This is a genomic window from Glycomyces tritici, assembly GCF_030403505.1.
On sequence record NZ_JAUEMJ010000004.1, the window covers coordinates 196,400 to 220,650 of the forward strand.

The window sequence follows — 24,251 nt, forward strand, 5'->3', positions numbered from 1 at the left end:
AGAAAGGAATACCGCAATGTCTGAGACCCGTCCCCCGTTGCCGCCGTTCACCGCCGAGTCCGCCGCCGCCAAAGTGCAGGCTGCCGAGGACGGTTGGAACACCCGCGATCCTGAGCGCGTGGCGCTCGCGTACACGCCTGATTCGGTGTGGCGCAACCGTTCCGATTTCCTCACGGGCCGGGAGGAGATCAAGCGGTTCCTCACCGCCAAGTGGGCGCGGGAGCATGGGTACGCCCTGCGGAAGCAGCTGTGGGCGTTCACCGACGACCGGATCGCCGTGAAGTTCCAGTACGAGTGGCACGACGACGAGGGCCAGTGGTGGCGCAGCTACGGCAACGAGCTGTGGGAGTTCACGGCCGAAGGCTTGATGGCCCGCCGCGAGGCGAGCATCAACGACGTGAGGATCGCGGAGGAGGACCGGCAGATCTTCGGCCGCCGCCCTGACAGTGAGCGTGCGTAGCGAGGCAGGGCCTGCCGCGAGCGGACCTTGACGTGCAGCGCCGGTGTCGCCACGAGCGGGCACCCGGTGCGCAGAGGAAGGACCGGGCCCGCCGCCGGCGGCGGGCCCGGCTTTCGCCGTGTTACGGGAGTCGCGCGGTGAGGTCGACCTCGACGAGCTGGCCCGGGTAGCCGAGCGCGGTCACGCCGACGACGGTGCTCGCGGCCTTGAACGCCGGAGCGAGTTCGGACTGCTCGGCGAAGCGGTGCCAGGCGGCGCCGACGACGGCGCTGTCGGCGCTGACGACGTAGACCACCGAGCGGACGACGTCGTCGGCTCCGGCGCCGACCGAGGCCAGCGCGGCGAGGCAGTTGGCGGCGGTCTGGTCGATCTGGGCGTCGAGGTCCCCGATGCCGACCACCTGCTGGTCGGCGTCGACGGGGCACTGGCCGGCGAGCATCGCGAGCCGCCCGGCCTCGACCACGGTCACATGCTCGTATCCCCCGGTGGGGTGCAGTTCGGTGTCAGACACACCGCGAGTCTATGGCCGTCGCCGTTGCCGGGGCAGCGGGTTTTCGGTTCGCGCTACTCGGGGTGGGCGAGGCGGTAGCGGAGGTTCGCGTCCTTCTCGGTGACCATGCGCTCGAGGTCGACCTGGTAGTCCGAGAGCTTGGAGCGGATCGCTTCGTCGGCGGAGCCGAGGATGCGCAGGGCGAGGAGGCCGGCGTTCTTGGCGCCGGCGATGGAGACGGTGGCGACGGGGATGCCGGCGGGCATCTGGACGATCGACATGAGGGAGTCCATGCCGTCGAGGTACTTGAGGGGGACTGGGACGCCGATCACGGGCAGCGGCGTCGCGGAGGCGACCATGCCGGGGAGGTGGGCGGCGCCGCCGGCGCCGGCGATGATCACCTGGAGGCCGCGGGAGGCGGCGGAGTCGGCGTAGTTCAGCATGCCGTGGGGGGTGCGGTGGGCGGAGACGACGCGGACCTCGAAGGGGACGCCGAACTCGGTGAGGACCTCGGTCGCCGGTGCCATGGTGGGCCAGTCGGAGTCGGAGCCCATGATGACGCCGACCCGGGGGTTCTGCTCTGCCATTACGCGCCTTCCTGGAGCCATTTGGCGGCCCGCAGGGCGCGGTGCCGCAGCACGTCGGGGTCGTCGCCGCAGACGGTGACGTGGCCGATCTTGCGGCCGGGGCGCACGGCCTTGCCGTAGAGGTGGACGTGCGCGCCCGGGTCCTCGGCGAGGAGGTGCTGGAGGCGCTCGTCGATGCGGGGGCCGCCGGCGGCGCCGCCGAGGACGTTGGCCATCACGGTGTACGGCGCGGCGGTCTCGGTGGCGCCGAGCGGGTAGTCCAGGACGGCGCGGAGGTGCTGCTCGAACTGGCTGGTGCGAGCGCCTTCGATGGTCCAGTGGCCGGAGTTGTGGGCGCGCATGGCCAGTTCGTTGACGAAGAGGCCCTTGGAGGTCTGGAAGAGCTCGACGGCGAGCATGCCGCAGACGTCGAGGTCTTTCGCGATCGTCTCGGCGATGCGGCGGGCCTCGGCGGCGGTCTCGTCGTTCAGGTGCGGGGCCGGGGCGATGACCTCGGTGCAGATGCCGCCGGTCTGGACGGTCTCGACGACGGGGTAGACGGCGGTCTCGCCGCGCGGGGAGCGGGCGATCTGGACGGCGAGCTCGCGCTGGAGGGCCATGCGGTCCTCGGCGATGAGGCGGATGCCCGAGGCGAGGACGGCCTGCGCGTCGGCGGGGGTGTCGATCATCCACACGCCTTTGCCGTCGTAGCCGCCGGTGGCGGCTTTGAGGACGCAGGGGAGGCCGAAGGCCTCGACGTCGGAGATGGAGTCGACGGGGGCCCAGCGGGGCTGGGGCAGGCCGAGCGCGGCGAGGCGGGTGCGCATGGCCTGCTTGTCCTGGGCGTAGAGCAGGGCTTCGGGGCGGGGCTGGACTTCGACGCCTTCTTCGACGAGGGTGCGCAGGGCGTCCTGGGGGACGTGCTCGTGGTCGAAGGTGACCACGGTGCAGCCCTTGGCGAAGGCGCGGAGGTCGTCGACGTTGCGGTAGTCGCCGAACACGGTCGCGGGGGTGACGACCGCGGCGCTCTCGGCCGGGTCCCCGGCGAGCACTCTGAGGCTCTGCCCGAGGGCGATGGCGGCCTGGTGGGTCATGCGGGCGAGCTGACCGGCGCCGATCATGCCCACCGTCGGAAGTTGCGTCGCGGCGTCCACGGCCAGAGCCTAACCCGGGCCGCGACCTCGGTCTCGGCGTTCGGGACGCGGCGTGACCTGGGCCCTTACAGGATGATGGGATGTCTCGGCGGTCGCAGTTTGCGGGGCCTCTCGGCGGCGGCGGGCGCGAGCGGTGATGATGGAGGGGACACCGCTTTACCGAGTTCCGAAGGGCCGCCATGATCGAGTACTACTCTCCCGCCGAGATCGAGGCGATGCGCCCGGCCGGCCGCTTCGTGGCCGGCATCCTCTCCGAGCTGGAGCGGACCGCCGAGGTCGGCATGAACCTGCTCGAGCTCGACGACCTGGTCGCGCGCCGCATCAAGGAGGCCGGGGCGGTCTCCTGCTACGTGGACTACCACCCGTCGTTCGGCGCGAGCCCGTTCGGGAAGGTGCTGTGCACCTCGGTGAACGACGCGGTGCTGCACGGCCTCCCGTTCGACTACAAGCTCCAGGACGGCGACCTGGTGAGCTTCGACTTCGCGGCCGAAGTGGACGGCTGGGTCGCGGACTCGGCGCTGTCGCTCGTGGTCGGGAACGCGAGCGAGCACGACCTGCACCTGATCGACACGACGGCGCGGGCACTGGAGGCCGGCATCGGTGCCGCGAAGGTGGGGAACAAGCTCGGGGACGTCGGGCACGCGATCGCGACCGTGGCGCGCGGCGACGGCCTCAGCGTGAACACGCAGTTCGGCGGGCACGGCGTGGGGCGGACCATGCACGGCGACCCGCACGTCCCGAACGACGGCCGCCCCGGCCGGGGCATGAAGCTCAAGCCGGGCCTGGTCATCGCGATCGAGCCCTGGTTCCTGCAGACCACCGACGAGATCGTCTACGACCCGGACGGGTGGACGCTGCGCAGCGCCGACGGCTCGCGCGGCGCGCACATGGAGCACACCGTCGCGATCACGGAGGACGGGCCGATCATCCTCACGGCGCGGGACTGAGGTTCGCCGTCAGGCCTGGGCCGCAACCGGTCCAGGCGGTGACGGGCGGGTGCGCTGTCCGGAGCCGTCGCGCCGCCTGAGGAGTCTCGAGTCGGTCGGCGTCCCACCGGCCCGCAGCGCCGTGCTCGCACGGCGCCGGAACCGCCCCGGGTCAGGTGGCGCTTCAATGCTCCGCTTCGGTCCTCGCGAGGCGGGCCATGCGGTCGATCATGCGCTCGGAGGCGATCTCCTCGGCGGTGACGGCGTACCCGTAGTGGTCGCGCCAGTCGCCGTCGATGTAGAGGTACCGCTTGTGCAGGCCCTCGCGGCGCAGGCCGAGCTTCTCGGCGACCCGGTTCGACGGGCCGTTCTCGGGCCGGATGTTCACCTCGATGCGGTGGAGGCGGCCGACGGTGAGGGCGTGGTCGACGACCATGGCCAGCGCCGTGGCGGTAATGCCCTTCCCGGCGTGGCCGCGGTCGATCCAGTAGCCGGCGTAGGCCGAGCCGAAGGCGCGGCGCACGATGTTGCCGACGGTGAGGCCTCCGGCGAGCTGCCCCTGCCAGCAGACGGCGAGCGGCCAGCTCGTGCCGTCCTTGATGGAGCGCTTGAGGCCGCGCAGCATGGCGCGGAACGCGGCGGGCGAGTGGGCTTCGTACCAGGTGGTGCCGGTGCCGGGCTCCCAAGGGGCGAGCCAGGCCTCGTTGGCGCGGCGCAGTTCGGACCAGCGGGCGGCGTCGGAGCGTCGGAAGGGGCGGACGCTGACGTCGCCGTGGTTCAGGTGCACGGGCCAACCGGGGTTGGAGAGGGTCATTCGTGTTCCAGCTGCGGGTCGTTCGTGAAGATCATCGGTTCCGGTCCAGGAGCAGCACGTCTACGGTCGAACCGGCGGGCACCCGGGTCGCGTTCTCGCCGATCGTCATGAGGCCGGTCGCCTCCGCGAGTCCGGAGAGCGTGTAGGACGTGGCACCCAGCGGGGCGACGGTGTAGCCGCCGCCGCGCCTCTCGGCGACGCGGACGGGCCGGAATTCGCGCAGCCCGCTCGGTGAGGATACGGGCTCGGTCAGGTTGGCGCGCACGCTGGGCCGGAAAACGGGCTCGGCCCCGGCGAGGCGCTGGATGAGCGGCCGGGCGATGACCTCGAACGCGATCGTGGCCGCGACGGGGTCGCCGGGCAGGCACACGACGGGCACCTCCTCGGGCCCGATCGTGCCGAACCCCATGGTCTCGCAGAGGTAGACGGCGACCGGGTTGAAGTCGACGGCGCCGTCGCGGGAGAAGGTGCGGCGCACCATGTCCCCCGGGCCAAGGCCGGTGCCGCCGGTGGTGATGACGAGGTCGGCGCGCAGGATCTGGTCGTCGAGGACCGACCGGAGCGCGTCGGGCTCGTCGTCGCAGATGCCGACGCGGTACGCGTGCGCGCCCGCCTCGGAGGCCGCGGCGGTGACCAGGTGGGAGTTGACGTCGATGAGCTGGCCGGGCTGGGAGGGGCGGCCGGTGTCCACGAGTTCGTCGCCGGTGGCGATGACGACCACGCGGGGGGTGGGGCGGACGACGACGTCGGCGATGCCGGCGGCGGCGAGGAGCCCGATGAGGTTGGGGGTGACGCGGCGCCCCTCGTGGGCGAGGATCTCGCCCGAGGGGCGCTCGGAGCCCATGCGGCGCACGCCGTGTCCGCGGCGCGGCACCTGGCGGACGTCGACGGTGGCCATGCCCTCGTCGGTCCAGGCGAGGGGCACGACCATGTCGGCGCCGACCGGAAGGGCGGCGCCGGCGGCGACGGAGAAGCAGGTGCCGGAGACCAGGCGCACGGGGCGCCAGGACGAGGCGGCGAGGTCGCCGAGGACCTTGAGGCCCACGCCGCGCTCGGGGCTGGCACCGGCGATGTCGTCGCCGTTGCACGCGTAGCCGTCGATCGCGGCGTAGTCGAAGGCGGGGAGCGGGCCGGGGTTCACGGCGTTCTCGGCCAGGACCGAGCCGGTCGACTGGGTCATGTCGATGTCGACCGGCGGCAGGGGACGCACCAGGGCCAGCGCCTTCGCCAGGAAGTCGGCCAATGGTGTCGCTTCGCCGGTCCCCTTCACTCCCCATCCCCCCGTCGGTCAAGTTCCTCTCAGCGCCGCCTCGCGGTCGCCGGGTCAGTCAAGTGTCGCACTGAATTCGCGCAGCCAGGCGTTGAAGCCGGGCAAGTCGTCCCGCTGGGTTGCGAGCTCGACCAGGGTCTGGAGGTACGCGACGGGCTCGCCGGTGTCGTAGCGGCGGCCGCGGAAGACGACCGCGTGGACCGGGGTCCCCTTGGCGCGCATGGTCTCCATGGCGTCGGTGAGTTGGATCTCGCCGCCGTTGCCGGGCTCGGTCTGCTCGAGCACGGGGAAGATCGCCCCGGGGAGGACGTAGCGTCCGATGAGGATCAGGTTCGAGGGCGCGTCCTCGACGGCGGGCTTCTCGACGAGGCCGGTCACTTCGACGACGTCCTCGGCGTCGGTGGCCCGGACGGCGGCGACGCCGTAGCGGGAGACCTGGTCCTCGGGGACCTCGATGAGGGCGAGGACGATGCCGCCGGTCTCGGACTGGAGGTCGATCATGCGCGGCAGGAGCTTGTCGTCGAGGTGGCACCACTCGTCGCCGAGGAGGACCGCGAAGGGCTCGTCGCCGACGTGCGAGGCGGCGCGGCCGACGGCGTGGCCGAGGCCCTTGGCGCCGCCCTGGCGGATGGCGGTCATCTCGGCGATGCTCTCGGGGGCCTTCACCTTGGCGAGCATGGCGTCCTTGCCCTTGGCTTTGAGGGCGTTGTCGAGGTCGGCGCGCGCGTCGAAGTAGTCGATCATGGCGTCCTTGCCGGGGGCGGTGACGAGGGTGACGTCATCGGCGCCGGCGGCTGCGGCCTCCTCCACGATGTACTGGAGGACCGGCTTGTCGACGATCGGCAGGAGTTCCTTGGGGATGGCCTTGGTGACCGGCAGGAAGCGGGTGGCGAAGCCGGCTGCGGGAATAACGGCTTTCGTGGCGCGGGGCGAGGTTGCTGACATACCGCGAGGGTAGCGTGCACACGCTGAGTCGGCGGTCAGCCACCCTGCCGAACAAAGGGTGAACGTTCATGTCGGGTCGTCCGGGGTTCAGACCGCCGCGACCCTCCAGGTGTCGCGCCCGGCCGCCTTGGCGGCGTAGAGGGCCTCGTCGGCGGCCGCGAGGACGCCCGTGGCCGTGTCGGCGTGCTCGCCGAGGACGGCGATGCCGATGGAGACGGTGACGTTGAGTTCGCGGCCGCCGGAGGCGTCGTTCACCTTGAACTTGCGGGCGTTCACGGCTTTGCCGAGGCGCTCGGCGACGACCGAGGCGCCGCCCGCGTCGGTCTCGGGGAGCAGGACCATGAACTCCTCGCCGCCGTGGCGGAACGCGAGGTCGACTTCGCGGATCTGGCCGGTGATGCGGCGCGCGAGCTCGACGAGGACCTGGTCGCCGACGGGGTGGCCGTAGGTGTCGTTGACGTCCTTGAAGCGGTCGAGGTCGATCGCCAGGAGCGCGGAGGGCCGCTGGTAGCGGCGGGACCGCTCGGCCTCGCGGCGCAGCGAGGTCTGCATGAACCGGTAGTTCCACAGCCCGGTGAGCGGGTCGGTGAGGCTCAGCCGCTCGGCGTGGCGGTGCAGGAGGACGTTCTCGACCGCGACCGCGGCCTGCCCGGCGAAGGTCCGCAGGGTGTCGACGTCGCCCGGTTCGAACTCGTCCCCGGCGATCCGGTTGTAGAGGACGAGCACGCCGAGGACGCCCGCATCGGTGCGCGGCGCGCCCCCGTACTCGCCTTCGCCTTGGCGGGGGCGGTCGTGCTCGGCCGCTTGGCCGCTGCTGCGCACCTGGTCGACGGGGTGGACGCTGCCGCGTTCGTGGTCGGCGGGCAGACGGCCGCCACGCCACTCGTATTCAACGGGCTGACGCCCGCCACTCCACTCATGTTCGCCGGGCTGACGCCCGCTGCTCCACTCGTATTCCACGGGCTGACGCCCGCTGAAAGGCACCGCGACGATCGTGTGGGCGTCCGGTTCGGTCAGGGCGCGGTGGCGGCCCTCGAAGCGGCCGTCGACGATCCTGCCGTGGGCGGGGACGCCGCCGGCGGCGATCGCGCCGATGATCCCCTCGCCGATGCGGATGCTCGCGGGCTCGGTGATGCCGAGGTCGCCTTCGCCGGCGCGCTCGCGGAGCTGGTCGGCGTCGTCCACGTCGACAAGCATGATGACCCCGGCCTCGGCCCCGGCCGTGACCATCGCCGTGTCGAGGATGACCTCCAGGATGCGGTCGAGGTCGAGCGTCGCGGTGAGGGTCTGGCCGAGGCGGCCGAGCTGGCCGCGCATCTGGTCGCGGGAGGCGGTGAGGGCGTTGACGTACGACTGGGTCTGGGCGGTCATGCGGTTGAACGCGTACGCGAGCTGCGCGACCTCGTCGCGCCCGTGCACCGGGACCCGCACGTTGAGGTCCCCTTCGGCGACGCGCTCGGCGGCCGCCGAGAGCTCCGCGAGCGGCCGCGTGGTCGAGCGGGCGAGCCAGGCGGCGAGGCCGACCGCGCAGAACGCCGAGGCGGTGACCATCGCCGCGAGCGTCCAGTACATCGGGGTCACGTCGGTGGCCACGGTGCCGATGCTCAAGGGCAGGAACGAGTCCGTGAAGTCCCAGCGCCCGGCGTCGGCGCTGCCGACCGAGAGCGGGGTGGTGCGGGAGTCTTGGAGGATGACGTCGGCGTCCGCGACGCGGGCGAGGCGGGCCAGGAACGTCTGGTCGACCTCGCGGAAGGCGGTGAACACCGACGTGGAGCCGTCGGTGTTCTGGACCTCGGCCTGGGCGCCGAGCGCCACGATCGGGCCCGCCCCGGCGTAGGCGACGGTCTCGCCGCAGTCGACCCAGGAGCCCTTCGGGGCCTCCGCCCCGATGTCGGTGCCCGGACTGGTGACGACCGACGCGAGGCTCGAGAAGACCACGCCGTCGACCACCGCCCGGTCGACGAGGAGTTGCGCCATTTCGACCGCGTTCTCCTGATCGCCGTTACGGTAGTTCAATGCCACCGCCGCAGCCGAAGCCTGGATGCGTTCGCAGATGGTGCCGAGGGTCGAGTCGACCATCGTCACCGCCGAGTTCGCCAGGGCCTCCCCGCGGGAGTCCGCTAGATGGGACATGACGGCAGCGACGAAGACGGCCCCCACCAGGACCGGCCCGAGCACGACGACGAGGAACGCCGTGGTGAGCCGTGAGCGCAGCGACACCGAATCCCCCTCAAGTTCACTACTTAGAAGACTACCTAGAGCTACCGACTCGACACGACGCGGCAAGGGTACGTAAACGGGACTAACCGAAAGGGTGAGTGGAGGTCTCCGTTCAGGGGAATCCTCCCAGGTACCGGCGACAAAGGGAAGGAAACGCCATGCAAGAGGCGAAGACCGCAGCACGCAGGCAGCTGCTCGAGGCGCGGAACGCGATGCCCGGTGAGCAGCGCGGATACGCCGATCTGGCCACATGGAAGGCCTTGCGGGACTTCCTGATCGAAGTCGTGGACGAAGGCGCCGTCGTGGCCGCGTACCGGCCGTTCGGCTCGGAACCGGGCGCCGCACTGGAACCCGAACTGCCCGAACGGCTCGCGGTGGTCTACAAAGTCCTCGAGCCGGTGCTCCTGCCGGACAAGGACCTCGCCTGGCGCGAGGTCGGAGGCCCTGGGGGGCAAGGGGAACCGGACCAGAACTCCGAAGGCGGGGACGGCCCGAACCCGGGCGGGGCGGTGCTGGAACCGGACGCGATCAAGCAGGCCGCGGCGGTCATAGTTCCCGGCCTCGCCGTCTCAGATGATGGGATGCGACTCGGTCGGGGCGGAGGTTCATACGATCGGGCGCTCGCCCGGGTCGGTCCGGACGTCCCGGTCGTGGCGCTCCTGCGCGACGGCGAGTTCGGCTACATGGTCCCGGCCAAGCCGCACGACCGGCCGGTGACGGGCGTGATCACCCCGGCGAGGGGGTTCACCTCGTTGAGATAGGCCACATCCGGGGTCCCGGCCGGGCCGGTCACCGCCCGCACGCTCGCGAAGGGTCCTGTGACCTGTCCGGCGACCCGGGATGGGATTAGCACTCTTCGGCGTTGACTGCTAATGTCGATCGAGATCTGTGTTGAGTGCTGGAGGTCTAGGACGTGCCTGTCTACGAATACCGCTGCAAGGAGTGCGGTTACGAGTTCGACAAACACCAGTCGTTCTCCGAAGCGCGCCTCAGCGACTGCCCGAACTGCGAAGCCAAGGGTGCGCTGCGCAAGGTCTTCGGCAATGTCGGCGTCACCTTCAAAGGCAGTGGGTTCTACCGGACCGACTCCAGGTCGACCGACTCCAGCTCCCTGAGCTCGAACGGCTCCAAGAGCGGCGCGAAGCCGAGCGAGGGCAAGTCGGAGCAGAAGTCCGAGACCAAGGCCGCCGCTTCGACCGCCAAGTCGGAGTCCAAGAGCGCCGCCAAAGCCGCCTGAGCGGCACACAGCTGCAACTTCCACCGGTGCCCGGTCGCGATCGCGACCGGGCACCGGTGTTTCTCGCGCGCTACTCGCCGTCCCCGAACCACCCGGAGTCGGACGCCTCCTCGCCCGGGGTCGCTGAGCGCCGCTCCCCCTCGACGGTCTCGGTCGTCGGCGCGGCGTCCTCTTCGGCGATGTCCGTGGTCTCCTCGAACTCGGGCTCCTCCTCGTAGGCCGGCGGGTCCGCCTCCACGTCGCTCGGCCGCACCGTTTCCCGCTCGTCCTCCTCGGCGACGTTCGCAGTCCCGTCGTCGCCGCGGTACTTGTCGGAGCGGCCGTCCATCACCTGCCACCAGATGCGCTCGGCGATCGTGCCCTCGTGCGAGCTGCCGTCGCCCTCCTTCGTCTCGTCCCCCGCCCAGACCGCGAGCGCCAGGCCCGGGGCGAACCCGGTGTGCCAGGTCGAGGAGGCGTTCACCGCGAGCCGGCCGTCGCCGGACGCGAAGCCGTTCATGTACAGGGGGACCTGGGTCTCGGCGGCCAGCGCCGGGTCGATCCCGGCGTGGACGGCGGGCGCTTCGGCCTCGTAGCGCTCGCCTTCGGGACCGTTGACGGTCTCCACGAAGTAGGGCTCGGCGACCTCGCCGTTGCTGAAGAGCGCCGCGTGCATCACGGCGGCGTCGAGAGTGGTGATCGGGTACGCGCCGATGCCGATGTCCGGATGGAAGCCCGTCGCCTCGGCCGGGTCGATCTCGGCGGCCACGCCGTGCTCGTCGAGGTCGTGCGGGTCCCACATACGGTCGATGCCGAGCGAGGCGGCGATCCGCGCGATGGCGTCGCCGCCGAGGGACTCCGCGACCTCGTAGACGGGCGTGTCGAGCTTCTCGGAGACGGCGTCGGCCAGGCTGATCTCGTGGTCCTGGGCGCCGCCGATGTTCACCAGGTCCATCGGCTCGCCCTCGTCGTCGAGGTACGTGTCGAACTGGCGCGGCGAGGACCCGTCGAGTTCGTCGGACCAGGTGTCGAGGCCCGCGTCGACGGCGGCGGCGTAGACGAGGGTGTTGAAGGCGGTGCCGGGCCGGTGGCCGACGTCGGCGGCGAGGTCGAGGCCGGCGCCGTTCTCGCCGCCGTAGTAGGCCAGGACGCGGCCGGTGCCCGGTTCGACCGCGGTCAGCGCGGCGGCCATGTTCTCGTCGGCGGCCGTGACCTCGCGGATGCCGGTCTGCTCGACGGCCAGCTCCTGGAGTTCGGCGTCGATCGTGGTGATGATGTCGAAGCCGCCGCGCAGCACCTCGTCGGTGCCGATCCCGGCGTGGGCCAGCTCCTGGAGCACGAAGCCGTTGGTGATGAAGCCTTCCGGGCCGAGCCCTTCGGGGTCGTTCGTCGGGTCGAGCGTCTCGGGGAGGGCGGTGATGGTGTCGCGCTCGACCTGCTCGAGCCCGCCGATGACGACCATCTGGTCGAGCACGTACGCCATGCGCTCGGTCGCGGCCTCGGTGTCGCCGCCCTTGCCGTAGGGGTCGCGCGGGTCGAACGGGCCGTCCGGGGACTTGATCTGGGCGACCAGGAGCGCGGACTGCGAGGTGGAGAGGTCGGCCGCCGAAGTGCCGAAGAACGCCTGCGCGGCGGCTTCGACCCCGTACGCGCCTCGTCCGAAGTAAACGATGTTGAGGTAGTGGTTCAGGATCTCGTCCTTGGTGAACTGCTCCTCCATCTTCATCGCCATGGCCGCTTCGCGGGCCTTGCGGAGGTAGGAGCCGTCGCCGCGGATGTCGGCCACCAGGCCCACGTACTGCTGCGTGAGGGTGGAGGCGCCCTGCTTGTCGCCGCCCTTGACGTTGTTGACGAGGGCGCGGAGCACGCCTTTGGCGTCGACGCCGGGGTGCTTGTAGAAGTTGGCGTCCTCGGCGGCGACCACGGCGTGCTCGACGTCGTCGGCGATCTGGTCGAGGTCCACGGAGGTGCGCCGCTCGGCGGCGAGCTCGCCCATCACGGTGGTGCCGTCGCTGTAGTAGACGGTGGAGCCCTGGCTGAGGGCGTCGTCGAGCGCTTCGGGGAGGTCGACGGTGGCGTAGAAGACCGATCCGACCACGGAGACCGTGGTGGCGAGGATGAGGACCGCGAGGCCGAGCGCGGCGATCTTGCGCTTCTTGCGGCGGTGCTTCGGCTTGGCGCCCGGCGGCCGGTCCGCGGGGGCCCCGGACTCGGCTTTCGGCCGTTTCATGAAGGGCCGCAAGTTGATCGTGCGGCCGGGATCTTCGGTCTCGGTGGCGTCTCGACCTGGTTCCATGTTGAGGAATACGCGCGAAGCTCGCCAAAGGGTTGCGACGGTTTGAACTATTCCTAATGGGACGGCAGTGACTCAGAGGGCCAGTGCGACGGATGTGGTCAGCACGAGCTGCGCCAGCGCGACGGGCACCAGGACCTTCCAGCAGAGGGCCTGGATCTGGTCGACGCGCAGTCGCGGCCAGGCCACGCGGAGCCAGATGACGACGGCCGCGAGCGCGCCGGTCTTGAGGAGGGTCCAGAGCCAGCCGAGCGATATGCCGTTGAAGGACGCGGGGCCGGGTCCCTGCCAGCCGCCGAGGAAGAGCACGGCGGTCAGAGCACAGATGACGACGATGCCCACGTACTCGGCGAGGAGCAGGAGCGCGAAGCGCAGCCCGGCGTACTCGGTGAGGTAGCCGAAGACGAGTTCGGAGTCGGCCACGGGCGCGTCGAACGGCGGGCGGCGGATCTCGGCCAGCCCGGCGGTGAAGAACACGAGCGCGGCGGGGGCCTGCCACAGCAGCCACCAGGGGTTCCAGGCCTCCACGATCTGGGGGAGGCTGAGGGTCCCGGCCGCGACGGCGACGGAGGCGGCGGCGAGCACGAGGGGCAGTTCGTAGGCCATGAGCTGCGCGGCGCCGCGGAGCGCGCCGATGAGCGTGTACTTGTTCGCGGAGGACCAGCCGGCCATGAGGACCGCGAGGACGCCGACGCCGACGAGCGCGACGACGATGAACAGGCCCATGTCGAGGCTCGATCCGACGAGGTCGCCGGGGCCGAGCGGGATGAAGAGGATGACCAGGAGGTAGGGCAGGAGCGCGACGGCGGGCGCGAGCTTGAAGACGGGCTTGTCGGCGTCGTCGGGGACGAGGTCCTCTTTCTGGGCGAACTTGACGCCGTCGGCGATGAGCTGGGCCCAGCCGTGGAAGCCGCCGGCGTGCATCGGGCCGAGGCGGCCCTGCATGTGGGCCATGAGCTTGTGCTCGGTCTGGCCGACCACCAAGGGCAGCACGAGGAACGCGGCGAGCACGGCGGCGATCTTGACCGCGATCTCAAGAAGCATCGGGACGCCTCAGGCGGGGGTCCGGTGCGGTCGCGTCCGGCGGGTCCTGCGGGTCGGCGGCCGATCCGGTGCGGGGGTCGGGTGCGGCGGCCGGATCCGCCGCCGGTTCGATCCAGTCCTCCGGGACTCCGGGCGGGCGCTTGGGGGCGCGCTTGCGGACCGTCCCCTCTTGGCGATGCTTGGGAGCCGTGACTTGGCCCTGCCCCTCTCCCGGTTCCTTGGCTCCCGGCCAGGGCTTGACGACGCGGGAGGCGAGGATGAAGTCCTTGCGGAGCGGGTGGCCCTCGAACTCGGGGGCGAGGAGGAGCGGCTGGAGGTCGGGGTGGCCGGGGAAGTCGACGCCGAACATCTCGTGGGTCTCGCGCTCGTGCCAGTCCGCGCCGGGGTAGAGGTCGACGACGGAGCCGATGGCGCCTTCGGTGAGGAGGGCGCGCAGGAGCACGCCGCGCCGCTCGCTCACGGACCAGAGGTGGGCGATGACGCGGAAGCGGATCGGGCCGGGCGGGCCGCCCTCGGCCGCGGGCTCGGCCGGGCCCTCGTCGACGGCGGAGAGCCAGTCGAAGAAGTCGCAGCCGACCTCGTCGCGGCAGGCGCGCACGGCCGCGTGCCAGTCCTTGGGGTCGACGTCGGCGACGGCGCGCGGGCCGTCGGCGCCGAGCTCGTCGATGCCGAGGGCGGCGCGGACGCGGTCCTCCCAGAAGTCAGGCACGGTGCCCGCCTCCCGCGGATCCGATCGGCGAGTGCGTCATTCGGGCCTCCTCAGGAGCGGGCGCGTGCTCGGCGTCCGGCGCAGCGGCTCGGCGGCGATCTGCTTCTGGAGCTCGCCGATGCCGTAGAGGAGCGCTTCGGGGCGCGGCGGGCAGCCGGGGATGTAGACGTCGACGGGGATGATCTGGTCGACCCCTTTGGTGACGCAGTACGAGTCCCAGTAGGGCCCGCCGGAGTTGGAGCAGGCGCCGAAGGAGATGACGTACTTCGGCTCGGGCATCTGCTCGTAGAGGCGTTTGATCGCGGGCGCCATCTTGTCCGTCACCGTGCCGGAGACGACCATGAGGTCTGCCTGGCGCGGCGAATGCGCGAACGGGATGACGCCGAGTCGCATGAAGTCGTGGCGGCTCATCGAGGCGGCGATGAACTCGATGGCGCAGCAGGCGAGCCCGAAGTTGAAGACCCACAGGGAATAGCGCCGGCCCCAGTTGAGGACGAAGCGGATCGGCTCGCCGAGCATGTTGGTTTCCGTCGGGCGGGAAGGGAACGGGAGTCTCACCGCCACCGCAGGACCCCTTTCCTCCAGGCGTAGGCGAGGCCGAGGGCGAGCACGCCCACGAAGACCCCCATCTCGACCGCCGCGGCCGGCCCGAAGGCCCGGAACACGGCGGCCCACGGGAACAGGAACACCGCTTCGACCGCGAAGAGCACGAACAGGAACGCGTAGACGTAGTAGCGGATCTGGACCTGCGCCCAGTCCTTCCCCACGGGGTCCACGCCGCATTCGTAGGTCTGGCCCTTCTCCTTGGAAGGCGCACTGGGCCTCAGGAGCCGGTTGGCGGTCATCGCGGCGGCGACGAACGCGAACCCGGCGAGCAGGAGCACCCCGAATACGGCGTAATCGCTCAACCGGGTCGTGTGCATAACGACACCATAGCGGCGCACAGGCCCTCGCGATACCCGTGCGCGCGGGCGAATCGGCGCGATTCGGGGCCGGCTCCGGGGAACTTCGGCGCACCGGGCGCAACCGCCCGGCACGCCCCGGCGTGTTGTTGTACGAAGAGGATTCACCCGAACGCCGCAAAGCCCTGATATGGGTCGCGCGAACGCACAGGTAACAGGAATGGGATCACCGCACATGACCGCCGCCGGCGCACCGACGCTGCTCCGAGTCGACGTCGAGTCCGCCACGATGCTGCTCGACCGGCCCGTGGTCATCGGCGACGACTTCGACGGGTTGGCCGGTCCGGTCGTCGCTGAGAGGATTGTCGACATAACGACCCCGCCTCGCGTCTCCCCCTTCCCGAACGCGACAATGGTTGCCGCCGGGCACGAACGCGATGACCCGGAAGATTCCCTTGTCCCACCTACCTGCGCTGGAGCGGATGTGCGAACGGAGGCGGAGTTCACCGACCTCTACGAGAAGCATTTCTCGGAGCTCGCGGCCCAGGTCTGCGCCTACCTCGGCGACGCCACCGAAGCCCAGGACCTCGTGCAAGAGGCGTTCCTGCGGGCGTGGCAGCGCTGGGACAAGGTCGGCGGGTACGAGGAGCCGGTCGCGTGGGTCCGCCGCGTCGCCTGGAACCTCGCCACGAGCCGGCACCGCCGCAACCAGGTCGCGCGCAAGTTCCTCCAGAAGTCCTCCGCGCCGGAGATGGCCCCGGCCGCGAGCCCTGACCACGTCGCGCTCGTCGCCGCGCTGAAGCAGGTCCCGGCCAAGCGCCGCCAGGCGCTCGTCATGCACTACATGGCCGACATGACGGTGAACGCGATCGCCGCGGCGACCGGTGCGAAAGAGGGCACCGTGAAGTCCTGGCTGCACCGCGGCCGCAAGGAACTCGCCGCGCTGCTCACCGACACCGCCGCCGACCCCAGGCCCGCCAAGGCGGCGAAGGCCCCCGAGGCCGACCCCGACACCATGCCGATCCGCATCAAGCGCGCCCTCCCCGGCTCGCAGCGGACGCCCCGTTCCACGACCCGCCGAGCTTCCGTGAAGGAGGACCGCTCATGACCTTCGACCCCGATGACGACAAGGTCACCGCGGCCTTCGCGAGCTTGCGGGCGGACGCCGCCGCGCAGTTCCCGCCGCCGCCGGTCAACGAGCTGCTCGGCCGCGCCCCGGCCGCGAAGCGCCGCCGCCGGCTCGTGTCCCTGGCCGCGATCGCCGGCGCCTGCACCGCGGTCACCGCGGGCGGCTTCGCCGTGGCCCAGACGATCGGCCCGATCGCGTTCGGCCCCGAGCCCTCCGACAACGAGAGCGCTTCGGTCGAGGTCGCGACCTCGGACGAGACGCCGAGCTTCAGCATCGGCGACCCGGCGAGCCCGCACGCCTCCGGCGGCGAGGAGCCTGCCGAGGAGACCGAGATCCCGGCCGAGACGACCCTGGTCATCACCGACCCCGGCGAGTACGGCGACGCCTGCGCCGACGTGTCCCTCGGCTTGAACGTCGAGGACTGGACCTTCACCGACGAGACCCCCTGGGCGATCGCGTCCGGCGCGGGCGTCGGGCCGGTGCTCGGCGACGTGGACGGCGACGGCGGCGACGACGTCGCGGCCGTGCTCGAATGCCGCCCCGAGGGCACTGACGACGTGTTCACCGTCGGCGTGGCCGCGTTCTCCTGGAACGAGGACGGCACCTCCCTCGAGCAGCTCGGCTGGGTGTGGGAGCCGAAGGCGCTCACGTCCACCGTCGCGATCTCCTCGATCACGGACGGTGTGGTCACCGTCGACGCCGTGAACCCGGGCCACCCCGACCAGACCGGTTCGTTCCAGTACGTGTGGAACGCCGACACCGGGTCCTTCGCGCCCGTCGAGCACGAGGCGCCCACGTCGCCGGTGCCGTCCGAGAGCTCCTCGAGCCCGGCGCCGAACGAGACGCCGACCGCCGACGAGAGCGCCGCGGCGACGGCCTCCAGCGGGTCCTGATAGGAGGCGGGCCGGGCTCGGCCGCACCGTCGGAAACACGACTCCGGCGTGTCTGCGAGCGCGGCTCGCGTCCAGAATCCGGGACGCGGCGGCGGCCCGAACATCGCTCCAGGGAAGCCGAAACAAGAGGTCCAGGTCACTGCGGACCTCCAGTCGTCTCACCATGTGAGTCAGATCGCTGAAAGTGGTGTCGCCTACATCGCGCCCGCGTCGCAGGGTTGGCATCGCGAGGTGACGCCCGCGTAGCATCGCAAGTAGCAGACTCGGCGGAGCCCCGCTCCCCGAAACCGAACGCCGCAGTCCTTGCGTGCCCCAGAACCCGCATGAGGAGAACTAGGTGAATACCGTCCGGCAGCTCGACCGGGTCGTCATCCGCTTCGCAGGGGACTCCGGCGACGGGATGCAGCTCACTGGTGACCGCTTCACTGCGGAGACCGCCAAGCTCGGCAACGACCTGTCGACGCTCCCTAACTACCCCGCCGAGATCCGGGCCCCCGCAGGCACCCTGCCCGGCGTGTCGAGCTTCCAGATCCACTTCGCGGACACCGACATCCTCACCCCGGGCGACCAGCCCGAGGTGCTCATCGCGATGAACCCGGCGGCGCTCAAGGCGAACCTGAACGACCTCAAGGCCGGCGGCACCATCGTCGTCAACACCGACGAGTTCACCAAGCGCAACCTCACCAAGGTCGGCTACGACGCGAACCCGCTCGAAGACGGCTCGCTCGACGACTACCAGGTGCACGCCGTCGCCCTCGCCACCTTGACGATCGGCGCGCTCGCCGAGCACGAGGTCTCGAAGAAGGACGCCGAGCGCTCGAAGAACATGTTCGCGCTCGGGCTCGTCTCGTGGATGTACTCGCGCCCGACCGAGGCGACCGAGGAGTTCCTGCGCGGCAAGTTCAAGGCCAAGCCCGCGATCGCGGAGGCGAACATCGCCGCGCTGCGGGCCGGCTGGAACTACGGCGACACCACCGAGGCGTTCGCCGTGCGCTTCGAGATCCCGCCGGCGAAGCTCAACTCCGGCACCTACCGGAACATCACCGGCAACCAGGCCCTGGCCTGGGGCATCACCGCCGCCGGTGTGGCGAGCGGGCTCCCGGTGTTCCTGGGCGCCTACCCGATCACCCCGGCCAGCGACATCCTCCACGAGCTCTCCAAGCACAAGCGCTTCGGCGTCACCACCGTGCAGGCCGAGGACGAGATCGCCGCCGTCGGTGCGGCCCTGGGCGCTTCGTGGGGCGGGGCGCTCGGCGTCACCACCTCCTCGGGCCCGGGCATCGCGCTCAAGTCGGAGACCATCTCGCTCGCCGTCTCGCTGGAGCTGCCGCTCCTGGTCGTGGACGTGCAGCGCGCCGGCCCCTCGACCGGTCTGCCGACCAAGACCGAGCAGGCCGACCTCATGATGGCCATGTTCGGCCGCCACGGCGAGGCCCCGATCGCGGTCCTCGCCCCGCAGTCCCCTTCGGACTGCTTCGACATCATGCTCGAGGCGGCGCGGATGGCGCTGACCTACCGGACGCCCGTCATGGTCCTGTCGGACGGGTACATCGCCAACGGCGCCGAGCCGTGGCGCCTGCCCGAACTCGCCGACATCCCGGACATCTCAGTCGAGTTCGCGACCGAGATGAACGGTGTGGACGCCAAGGGCGAGCCGGTGTTCCTGCCGTACCTGCGCGACTTCGACACCCTGGCGCGCCCGTGGGCGGTCCCGGGCACGCCCGGCCTCCAGCACCGCATCGGCGGCATCGAGAAGGCCGACAAGACCGGCGACATCTCCTACGACCCCGAGAACCACGACCACATGGTGCGCACCCGCGCGGCGAAGATCGCCCGCATCGACGTGCCGGACCTGGAAGTGGACGACCCGGCCGGCGACGCCGAGGTGCTCGTCCTCGGGTGGGGCTCCACGTGGGGCCCGATCGGCGCGGCCGTGCGCGGCCTGCGCGACAAGGGAGTCCCGGTCGCCCGCGCGCACCTGCGCTTCCTCAACCCGATGCCGAAGAACACCGCCGAGATCCTCGCCCGCTACGACCGGGTCGTGGTCCCGGAGATGAACCTCGGGCAGCTCGCGCTCCTGCTGCGCGGCCACTTCCCCGGCACGAACGTGGTCGGCTACAACAAGGTGCGCGGCCTGCCGTTCACCTCCAACGAACTCCAGGACGCCATCGAGGAGGTCATCAAGAATGGCTGACGTCAAGCTCGACGCCCCCAAGCTGAAGGCCAAGGACTTCAAGTCGAGCCAGGAGGTGCGCTGGTGCCCCGGCTGCGGCGACTACGCCATCCTGGCCGCCGTCCAGTCGTTCCTGCCCGAGCTGGGCCTCGAACGCGAGAAGATCGCGTTCATCTCCGGCATCGGCTGCTCCTCGCGGTTCCCGTACTACCTCAACACGTACGGGCTGCACTCGATCCACGGACGCGCCCCGGCCATCGCCACGGGCCTGGCGGTCTCCCGCCCGGACCTGTCGGTGTGGGTCGTCACCGGCGACGGCGACGCGCTGTCGATCGGCGGCAACCACCTCATCCACGCGCTGCGCCGCAACGTGAACCTGAAGATCCTGCTGTTCAACAACCGGATCTACGGTCTCACCAAGGGCCAGTACTCCCCCACCTCCGGGCCGGGCACGCTCACCAAGTCGAGCCCGATGGGCTCGGTCGACGCGCCGTTCAACCCGCTGTCGCTGGCGCTGGGCTCCGAGGCCACGTTCGTGGCCCGCACCCTCGACTCCGACCGCGCCCACCTGCAGGAAGTGCTGCGGGCCGCGGCCGAGCACGAGGGCAGCGCCTTCGTCGAGATCTACCAGAACTGCCCGATCTTCAACGACGGCGCGTTCGAGGTGTTGAAGAACCCCGAGACCCGCGACGAGTCGATCATCCGGCTCCAGGACGGCGAGCCGATCCGGTTCGGCGACAAGGTCGTCGTGCAGTCCGGGTACGGGCTCCAGGTCAAGGACGCCGCGGAGGTCGACGAGGCCGACGTGGTCGTGCACAAGGCCGATGTGGACGACCCGGCGTACGCGTTCGCGCTGTCGCGGCTGTCGGGCATCGCGCTCGACCACACCCCGATCGGCGTGTTCCGCAACGTCAAGCGGCCCACGTACGACACGCAGGTGCGCACCCAGGTCGACGAGGCCGCCACGGGCGTCGACCGCAAGGAGGCCCTCGACCGGCTCCTGCACTCCGGCGACACCTGGACCGTGCTCTAGCCGCCAAAAGCAGCGCGAAGCGGGCCGGACCTTTCGAGGTCCGGCCCGCTTTCGTCTGCACTGCTCAGCTCTCGAGCGTTTCCTGCGCCTTGGTCAAGATCGACTTGACCTCCTCCTGCCAGGCGTACGACGCGGTCTCGATCGAGACGTAGAACGACTCTTGGGAGGCGACCCAGGCCTCCTCGGCGGTCTCGCGGTAGCCGGTCTCGTCCCCGCACTCGGCGAGATCGACGGCGAAGGCGATCTCGAAGGCCTTCTTGCCCTCGTAGTCGTCCGGGGCGTCGTCAGGCAGGTCCGGGAAGTCGCCCACCACCGAGCCCTCGCCCTCGTACAGCTCGAAGAAGTAGTCGGTCACCGGCAGGGAGGACTCCTCGTCGAACTCCCAGCCGTGCCGGTCGTGCTCGGCGAGGCAGTCGACCAGTTCGCCCTGGACCGCGGCGATCCCCTCGTGGAACATGACCTTCGAGTCCTCCATGGCCTCGGCGTCGTCCATGGGGTTCTCCGGGCGGTAGTGCCAGTACGCGCCGCGGATCTCGCCGCCCTCGGGGTCCTCGACCAGCCGCAGGTCGTCGTAGAGCGCGTCGATCATCTCGCGCAGGCAGCCGCCCGGTTCGGGCTGCATGTACGAGAACTCGTCACCGGTGTAGACCTCGCCCTCGCGGGCCTCGGGCTGCGTGCTCTCCTCGCCGATGAGGTAGCCGTACTCGTCCAGCGCGGCGGCCTCGCCCTGGTAGGCCACATGCCAGTCGTACTGGTCCCGGGGGTCGAGCGCGGCGAACTCGCTCTGGTTGCCGCCGTTCTCCGGTCCGCCCCCCATCGCTTCGCTGTCGACCTCGAAGCCCTTGTACGCCATGTACTCCTCGACCTCGTCCGGATCGGCCTCCGGGGCGAACCGCCACGTGCCGAGGCCGTATTCGGCCGCCTCCTCGACCGAGGGCAGCCAGCTGCCCCAGTCGTCGGCGCGGACCAGCTCCTCCGCCGGCTCGAACGCCCCGGAGACGAAGTACAGCTCGTCGTGGACCGTGAAGCCCTGGTCCTCCAGGCAGGCCTGGACGATCCGGCCCTCGGCGGCCTCCAACTCGTACAGGAGCCGGTTGCTCTCGTTGACCATGTCGATGAGCCGCGGCGCCTCGAACGACTCGCCCGCGCCCTCGGGCACGTCGCCGTCCTTCGCGTCGTCAGTGCAGGCGGCGGCGGCCGCCAGGGCCAGCGCGGCGGCGAAGGCGCCCGCGAGCCGGGTCGTGCGTAGCATCGATCCGCGTTCCTCTCAAGTGAAGCCGAAGAGTCTTCGACTCCCTGAGTACGCGTGCCCGGCGGGTTCGGTTGCCCTACAGGAGCGGTTCGAGTTCGAGGGCGGCGTCGCGCAGGCGCTGTGTGAGCTCCGGCCACGAAGTGCGGATCTCCTGGAGCGGGAGCGCGACGGCGAAGACGATCCGCTCGTCGTGCGACGCCCCTTCGCGCACGACGACGCCGGCGCAGCCGACGCCCTCGCGGAACTGGCCCATCTCGGCGTACACCCCGGATTCGCCGTAGACGGCGAGGTCGTATTCGAGGGCGTCCGGTTCGACGAGGGTGCGGCGGGTGAACGGGCGCATCCCGGCGGACTTGAGGAAGCGGGCGCGGTCGTGCGGCTGGAGGGTGGCGAGGAGGGCCTTGCCGAGTGCGGTGGCGTGGGCGCCGTCGTCGAAGCCGACGATGAGCTCCTCCACGTGCGGGCTGCGGTGGCCCTCGATCACGTCGGTGACGGCCGGGCGGCCTTCCACGAAGCGGGCGATGAAGGTCGAGTAGCCGGTCTCGGCGGACATGCGGCGCATGAACTCGCCGCAGGTGCTCGGCCCGGCGATGGCGCGGGTGAGCTCGGAGTAGCGGTCGGAGACCTCGAGGCCGAGCGTGTAGCGGCCGTTCTCGTGGCGGCGCAGGTAGTTCTCGTAGACGAGGGTGCGCAGGAGGTTGTAGGCGGTGGCGCGGTTGAGGCCGCACTCGAAGGCGATGCGGGGCGCGGTGACGCCGTCGGCGTGGCGGCCCACGAGCTCCATGATGCGCAGTGCACGCTGGACGCTCTGGATCATCTTGGTCGGCTCGCTCTGCGCGCTCGGGAAGGCGCTGGCCGCCGAGGCGCCCTTGGCGGGCTTGCGGTCCGGGGTGGCGGGCCGGCTCCTGGCCGCCCGCTGCCGGGGCGCGCCCGAGTAGTTCGGGACGCCGCGCTGCGGTTCGTCCCCTGGTCGCCGCTGCTCCACCATGCCGCCGCTCCAATTTGCACCAGTTGATCCGACTGACGGCGCCGGGTACGGCGCCGGCCGGACCGGCCATATCTAACTATATAAACAACAGCCGGTTGCGTCACCGTCGCATACGGGGCAGTATCTATGTGTCAGCACCGTTCGCGGTCCGGCTCACGCCGGTCGCGGACAAACCGCGGCGGCGGCGTCGAGTCCCCACCAAACTTCCTCGTCGCCGCCGCGGAACATTCGAATAACCGAAACGCGGCGGCTCCCTCCCACCAGGGCCGCCGCGTTTCGTTTGCCCCAATGTTCTTGGGAGAGCAGCGATACGGCGGTTCCGGGCGGGAAAACCGCAGGTGACGTGCGCCTGCGGGGGCGAAGCCGGCTGTCGTTAGGCAACGCTGTCGTACAGACGCAACAGTCGCACACGCTGTGTGCCGGAGTCAAGACAAGCCAGGACACGTCACGCAGACGGGGGACGCACACTCACGACCGGACATTGTGAGCGGTCGACGGGTTATCTGATATGCGGAGTACGGTTGCCGTCGTGTCCACCTCCGCACCCTCCCGGCGCCGCCCCCGGCCCCGGACCGCACCGCCCCGGACCGCCACCACCGTCACCGCCGCCATGACCGTCCAGGTCGCCGCCGTCCTCCCGCTCTTCCTCTTCGGCGGGCTCGCCGTGCAGATCACCGGCGAACTCGGCATGGGCCTCAGCGCGATCGGCTGGATCTCCGGCATCTACTTCACCGTCACCGCGGTCACCACCGTGCCCTCCGGGCGGCTCGTCGACCGCTTCGGCGCACTCGTGACCGCGCGCGTCGCCATCGCGATGTCCGCCGCCGGACTCCTCGGCATCGCGTTCGTCGCCCGCGACCCGGTCGTGCTCACCCTGTTCATGGTGCTCTCCGCGCCCGCGAACGGCCTCGGGCAGCTCGCCTCGAACACCGTCCTCAGCGAATGGGCGCCGCAGGGCCGCCGCGGGCTCCTCTTCGGCGCCAAGCAGGCCTCCGTGCCGTTGTGCACCATGCTCGGCGGACTCAGCGTCCCGCTCGTCGCGCTCACGCTCGGCTGGCGGTGGGCGTTCGTCTTCGGCGCCGGACTGGTGCTCCTCGCGCTCGTTCCGCTCGCCGGGCTCGGACGGCCCGCCGTGCGGCCCAGGAACACAGGCGCGCGCTCCTTCGACCTGCGGCTGCTGCTGTTCGCGGTCGCGACCTTCCTCGGCTCGCTCGCCGCGACCCCGATCGGCTCGTTCATCACCACGTTCACCGTCGACACCGGCGGGTCCGAGAGCTACGCCGGGATGGTCCTCATGGCGGGCGGCATCGCGGGCGTCATCGGCCGCACCGGTTTCGGCGCCCTCGCGGACGTGCGCAAGGGCGGCGAGTTCCGCATCATCGCGCTCATGCTCGCCGCCGGGGCCGCGGGCGTCGCCACGTACCTGCTCGAGCTGCCGTGGCTGCTGCCGATCGGCACCGCCGCCGCGTACGGCCTCGGCTGGGCCTGGCCGGGGCTGATGAACCACGCCGTGGTCCAGCGGTACGCGGACGCGCCGGCGCTGGCGACTTCGGTGACGCAGACGGGGATCTTCCTCGGAGGCGCGGTGGGGCCGGTCTGCTTCGGCCTCGTCGTCGACCACGCGGGCTGGGGCGTGGGGTGGACGGCCGCGGTCGCGTCGATGGCGGCGTCGGCCCTGTTCATCGTGGCGGGCAGCATGGTCGGCAAACGCCCCGCGCATTGACGTTCCTCGTTGCGGCGCGCGCGACTACCGGTTCCCGTGCCGAGCAGTCCA

General features: G+C 70.9%; 22 protein-coding genes and 1 pseudogene. 9 read left to right on the forward strand and 14 right to left on the reverse strand.

What is annotated here, in order from left to right:
* The first annotated feature begins 16 nt into the window (after positions 1-16).
* Positions 17-460 carry a nuclear transport factor 2 family protein gene (locus tag QWI33_RS14935; RefSeq protein WP_289957944.1) on the forward strand — a complete coding sequence of 148 codons (444 nt, stop codon included), beginning with the start codon at positions 17-19 and terminating at the stop codon, positions 458-460.
* A gap of 121 nt (positions 461-581) precedes the next feature.
* Here the strand turns inward: QWI33_RS14935 and QWI33_RS14940 are convergent, their stop codons facing one another.
* Genes QWI33_RS14940 through QWI33_RS14950 form a run of 3 tightly spaced genes read right to left on the reverse strand, consistent with a single transcriptional unit; the run spans position 582 to position 2,670 of the window.
* Positions 582-971, reverse strand: a complete 390-nt coding sequence (locus QWI33_RS14940; RefSeq protein ID WP_289957945.1) for a RidA family protein — start codon at positions 969-971, stop codon at positions 582-584.
* 53 nt (positions 972-1,024) lie between these two features.
* On the reverse strand, positions 1,025-1,537 hold the full coding sequence (gene purE / locus QWI33_RS14945) for a 5-(carboxyamino)imidazole ribonucleotide mutase (protein ID WP_353895474.1): 513 nt from the start codon (positions 1,535-1,537) through the stop codon (positions 1,025-1,027).
* Complete coding sequence (locus QWI33_RS14950; RefSeq protein ID WP_289957947.1) at positions 1,537-2,670, reverse strand: 5-(carboxyamino)imidazole ribonucleotide synthase; 1,134 nt, start codon at positions 2,668-2,670, stop codon at positions 1,537-1,539. The genes purE and QWI33_RS14950 overlap by 1 nt, the downstream gene beginning before the upstream one ends.
* Before the next feature lie 179 nt (positions 2,671-2,849).
* Between QWI33_RS14950 and map the strand changes: the two genes are divergently transcribed.
* Entirely contained in the window at positions 2,850-3,617 is a 768-nt protein-coding gene (gene map / locus QWI33_RS14955) for a type I methionyl aminopeptidase (RefSeq protein WP_289957948.1), read from the forward strand.
* A gap of 163 nt (positions 3,618-3,780) precedes the next feature.
* Here the strand turns inward: map and QWI33_RS14960 are convergent, their stop codons facing one another.
* From QWI33_RS14960 to QWI33_RS14975, 4 genes are all read right to left on the reverse strand, one after another.
* Positions 3,781-4,410, reverse strand: a complete 630-nt coding sequence (locus QWI33_RS14960) for a GNAT family N-acetyltransferase (RefSeq protein ID WP_289957949.1) — start codon at positions 4,408-4,410, stop codon at positions 3,781-3,783.
* 31 nt (positions 4,411-4,441) lie between these two features.
* Positions 4,442-5,680 carry a molybdopterin molybdotransferase MoeA gene (locus tag QWI33_RS14965; RefSeq protein WP_344469270.1) on the reverse strand — a complete coding sequence of 413 codons (1,239 nt, stop codon included), beginning with the start codon at positions 5,678-5,680 and terminating at the stop codon, positions 4,442-4,444.
* A 54-nt stretch (positions 5,681-5,734) separates the two neighbouring features.
* The gene (locus QWI33_RS14970) at positions 5,735-6,625 is read right to left on the reverse strand and encodes a UTP--glucose-1-phosphate uridylyltransferase (RefSeq protein WP_289957950.1); all 891 of its coding nucleotides are present in this window, start codon (positions 6,623-6,625) and stop codon (positions 5,735-5,737) included.
* A gap of 87 nt (positions 6,626-6,712) precedes the next feature.
* On the reverse strand, positions 6,713-8,845 hold the full coding sequence (locus QWI33_RS14975) for a diguanylate cyclase (RefSeq protein WP_289957951.1): 2,133 nt from the start codon (positions 8,843-8,845) through the stop codon (positions 6,713-6,715).
* A 158-nt stretch (positions 8,846-9,003) separates the two neighbouring features.
* On the opposite strand from QWI33_RS14975, the gene QWI33_RS14980 reads away from it, so the two are divergent.
* Positions 9,004-9,606 (forward strand): 5-formyltetrahydrofolate cyclo-ligase, encoded by a 603-nt coding sequence (locus tag QWI33_RS14980; protein ID WP_289957952.1) that lies wholly within the window; start codon positions 9,004-9,006, stop codon positions 9,604-9,606.
* Positions 9,607-9,758: 152 nt separating this feature from the next.
* Complete coding sequence (locus tag QWI33_RS14985; protein ID WP_289957953.1) at positions 9,759-10,082, forward strand: FmdB family zinc ribbon protein; 324 nt, start codon at positions 9,759-9,761, stop codon at positions 10,080-10,082.
* Positions 10,083-10,152: 70 nt separating this feature from the next.
* On the opposite strand, the gene QWI33_RS14990 is transcribed toward QWI33_RS14985, so the two are convergent.
* The 5 genes and pseudogenes from QWI33_RS14990 to QWI33_RS15010 all read right to left on the reverse strand — a co-directional run bounded on the left by QWI33_RS14990 (position 10,153) and on the right by QWI33_RS15010 (position 15,030).
* Positions 10,153-12,357: a transglycosylase domain-containing protein gene (locus tag QWI33_RS14990; RefSeq protein ID WP_289957954.1), complete on the reverse strand. Its 2,205-nt coding sequence runs from the start codon at positions 12,355-12,357 to the stop codon at positions 10,153-10,155.
* Between the two features lie 72 nt (positions 12,358-12,429).
* The gene (locus QWI33_RS14995) at positions 12,430-13,398 is read right to left on the reverse strand and encodes a complex I subunit 1/NuoH family protein (RefSeq protein ID WP_289957955.1); all 969 of its coding nucleotides are present in this window, start codon (positions 13,396-13,398) and stop codon (positions 12,430-12,432) included.
* Entirely contained in the window at positions 13,388-14,107 is a 720-nt protein-coding gene (locus QWI33_RS15000; protein ID WP_289957956.1) for an NADH-quinone oxidoreductase subunit C, read from the reverse strand. The genes QWI33_RS14995 and QWI33_RS15000 overlap by 11 nt, the downstream gene beginning before the upstream one ends.
* A pseudogene (locus QWI33_RS15005) lies at positions 14,023-14,626 on the reverse strand (NADH-quinone oxidoreductase subunit B); the annotation flags it as partial. The pseudogene QWI33_RS15005 and the gene QWI33_RS15000, both read right to left, overlap by 85 nt.
* Positions 14,627-14,661: 35 nt before the next feature.
* Positions 14,662-15,030 (reverse strand): NADH-quinone oxidoreductase subunit A, encoded by a 369-nt coding sequence (locus tag QWI33_RS15010; RefSeq protein WP_270110510.1) that lies wholly within the window; start codon positions 15,028-15,030, stop codon positions 14,662-14,664.
* A 463-nt stretch (positions 15,031-15,493) separates the two neighbouring features.
* On the opposite strand from QWI33_RS15010, the gene QWI33_RS15015 reads away from it, so the two are divergent.
* The 4 genes from QWI33_RS15015 to QWI33_RS15030 all read left to right on the forward strand — a co-directional run bounded on the left by QWI33_RS15015 (position 15,494) and on the right by QWI33_RS15030 (position 20,237).
* The gene (locus tag QWI33_RS15015; RefSeq protein WP_289957958.1) at positions 15,494-16,117 is read left to right on the forward strand and encodes an RNA polymerase sigma factor; all 624 of its coding nucleotides are present in this window, start codon (positions 15,494-15,496) and stop codon (positions 16,115-16,117) included.
* Complete coding sequence (locus QWI33_RS15020) at positions 16,114-17,031, forward strand: hypothetical protein (protein ID WP_289957959.1); 918 nt, start codon at positions 16,114-16,116, stop codon at positions 17,029-17,031. The genes QWI33_RS15015 and QWI33_RS15020 overlap by 4 nt, the downstream gene beginning before the upstream one ends.
* 337 nt (positions 17,032-17,368) lie before the next feature.
* Positions 17,369-19,225, forward strand: a complete 1,857-nt coding sequence (locus QWI33_RS15025; RefSeq protein WP_289957960.1) for a 2-oxoacid:acceptor oxidoreductase subunit alpha — start codon at positions 17,369-17,371, stop codon at positions 19,223-19,225.
* A complete protein-coding gene (locus QWI33_RS15030) occupies positions 19,218-20,237 on the forward strand; it encodes a 2-oxoacid:ferredoxin oxidoreductase subunit beta (RefSeq protein ID WP_289957961.1) in 1,020 nt (339 codons plus the stop codon). Before QWI33_RS15025 ends, QWI33_RS15030 begins: the two co-directional genes overlap by 8 nt.
* Positions 20,238-20,301: 64 nt before the next feature.
* Here the strand turns inward: QWI33_RS15030 and QWI33_RS15035 are convergent, their stop codons facing one another.
* Both QWI33_RS15035 and QWI33_RS15040 read right to left on the reverse strand, forming a co-directional pair.
* Complete coding sequence (locus tag QWI33_RS15035) at positions 20,302-21,489, reverse strand: hypothetical protein (protein ID WP_289957962.1); 1,188 nt, start codon at positions 21,487-21,489, stop codon at positions 20,302-20,304.
* A gap of 76 nt (positions 21,490-21,565) precedes the next feature.
* Positions 21,566-22,477, reverse strand: a complete 912-nt coding sequence (locus QWI33_RS15040) for an IclR family transcriptional regulator (RefSeq protein ID WP_289957963.1) — start codon at positions 22,475-22,477, stop codon at positions 21,566-21,568.
* Between the two features lie 529 nt (positions 22,478-23,006).
* On the opposite strand from QWI33_RS15040, the gene QWI33_RS15045 reads away from it, so the two are divergent.
* Positions 23,007-24,200: an MFS transporter gene (locus tag QWI33_RS15045; protein ID WP_289957964.1), complete on the forward strand. Its 1,194-nt coding sequence runs from the start codon at positions 23,007-23,009 to the stop codon at positions 24,198-24,200.
* Positions 24,201-24,251 lie beyond the last annotated feature (51 nt).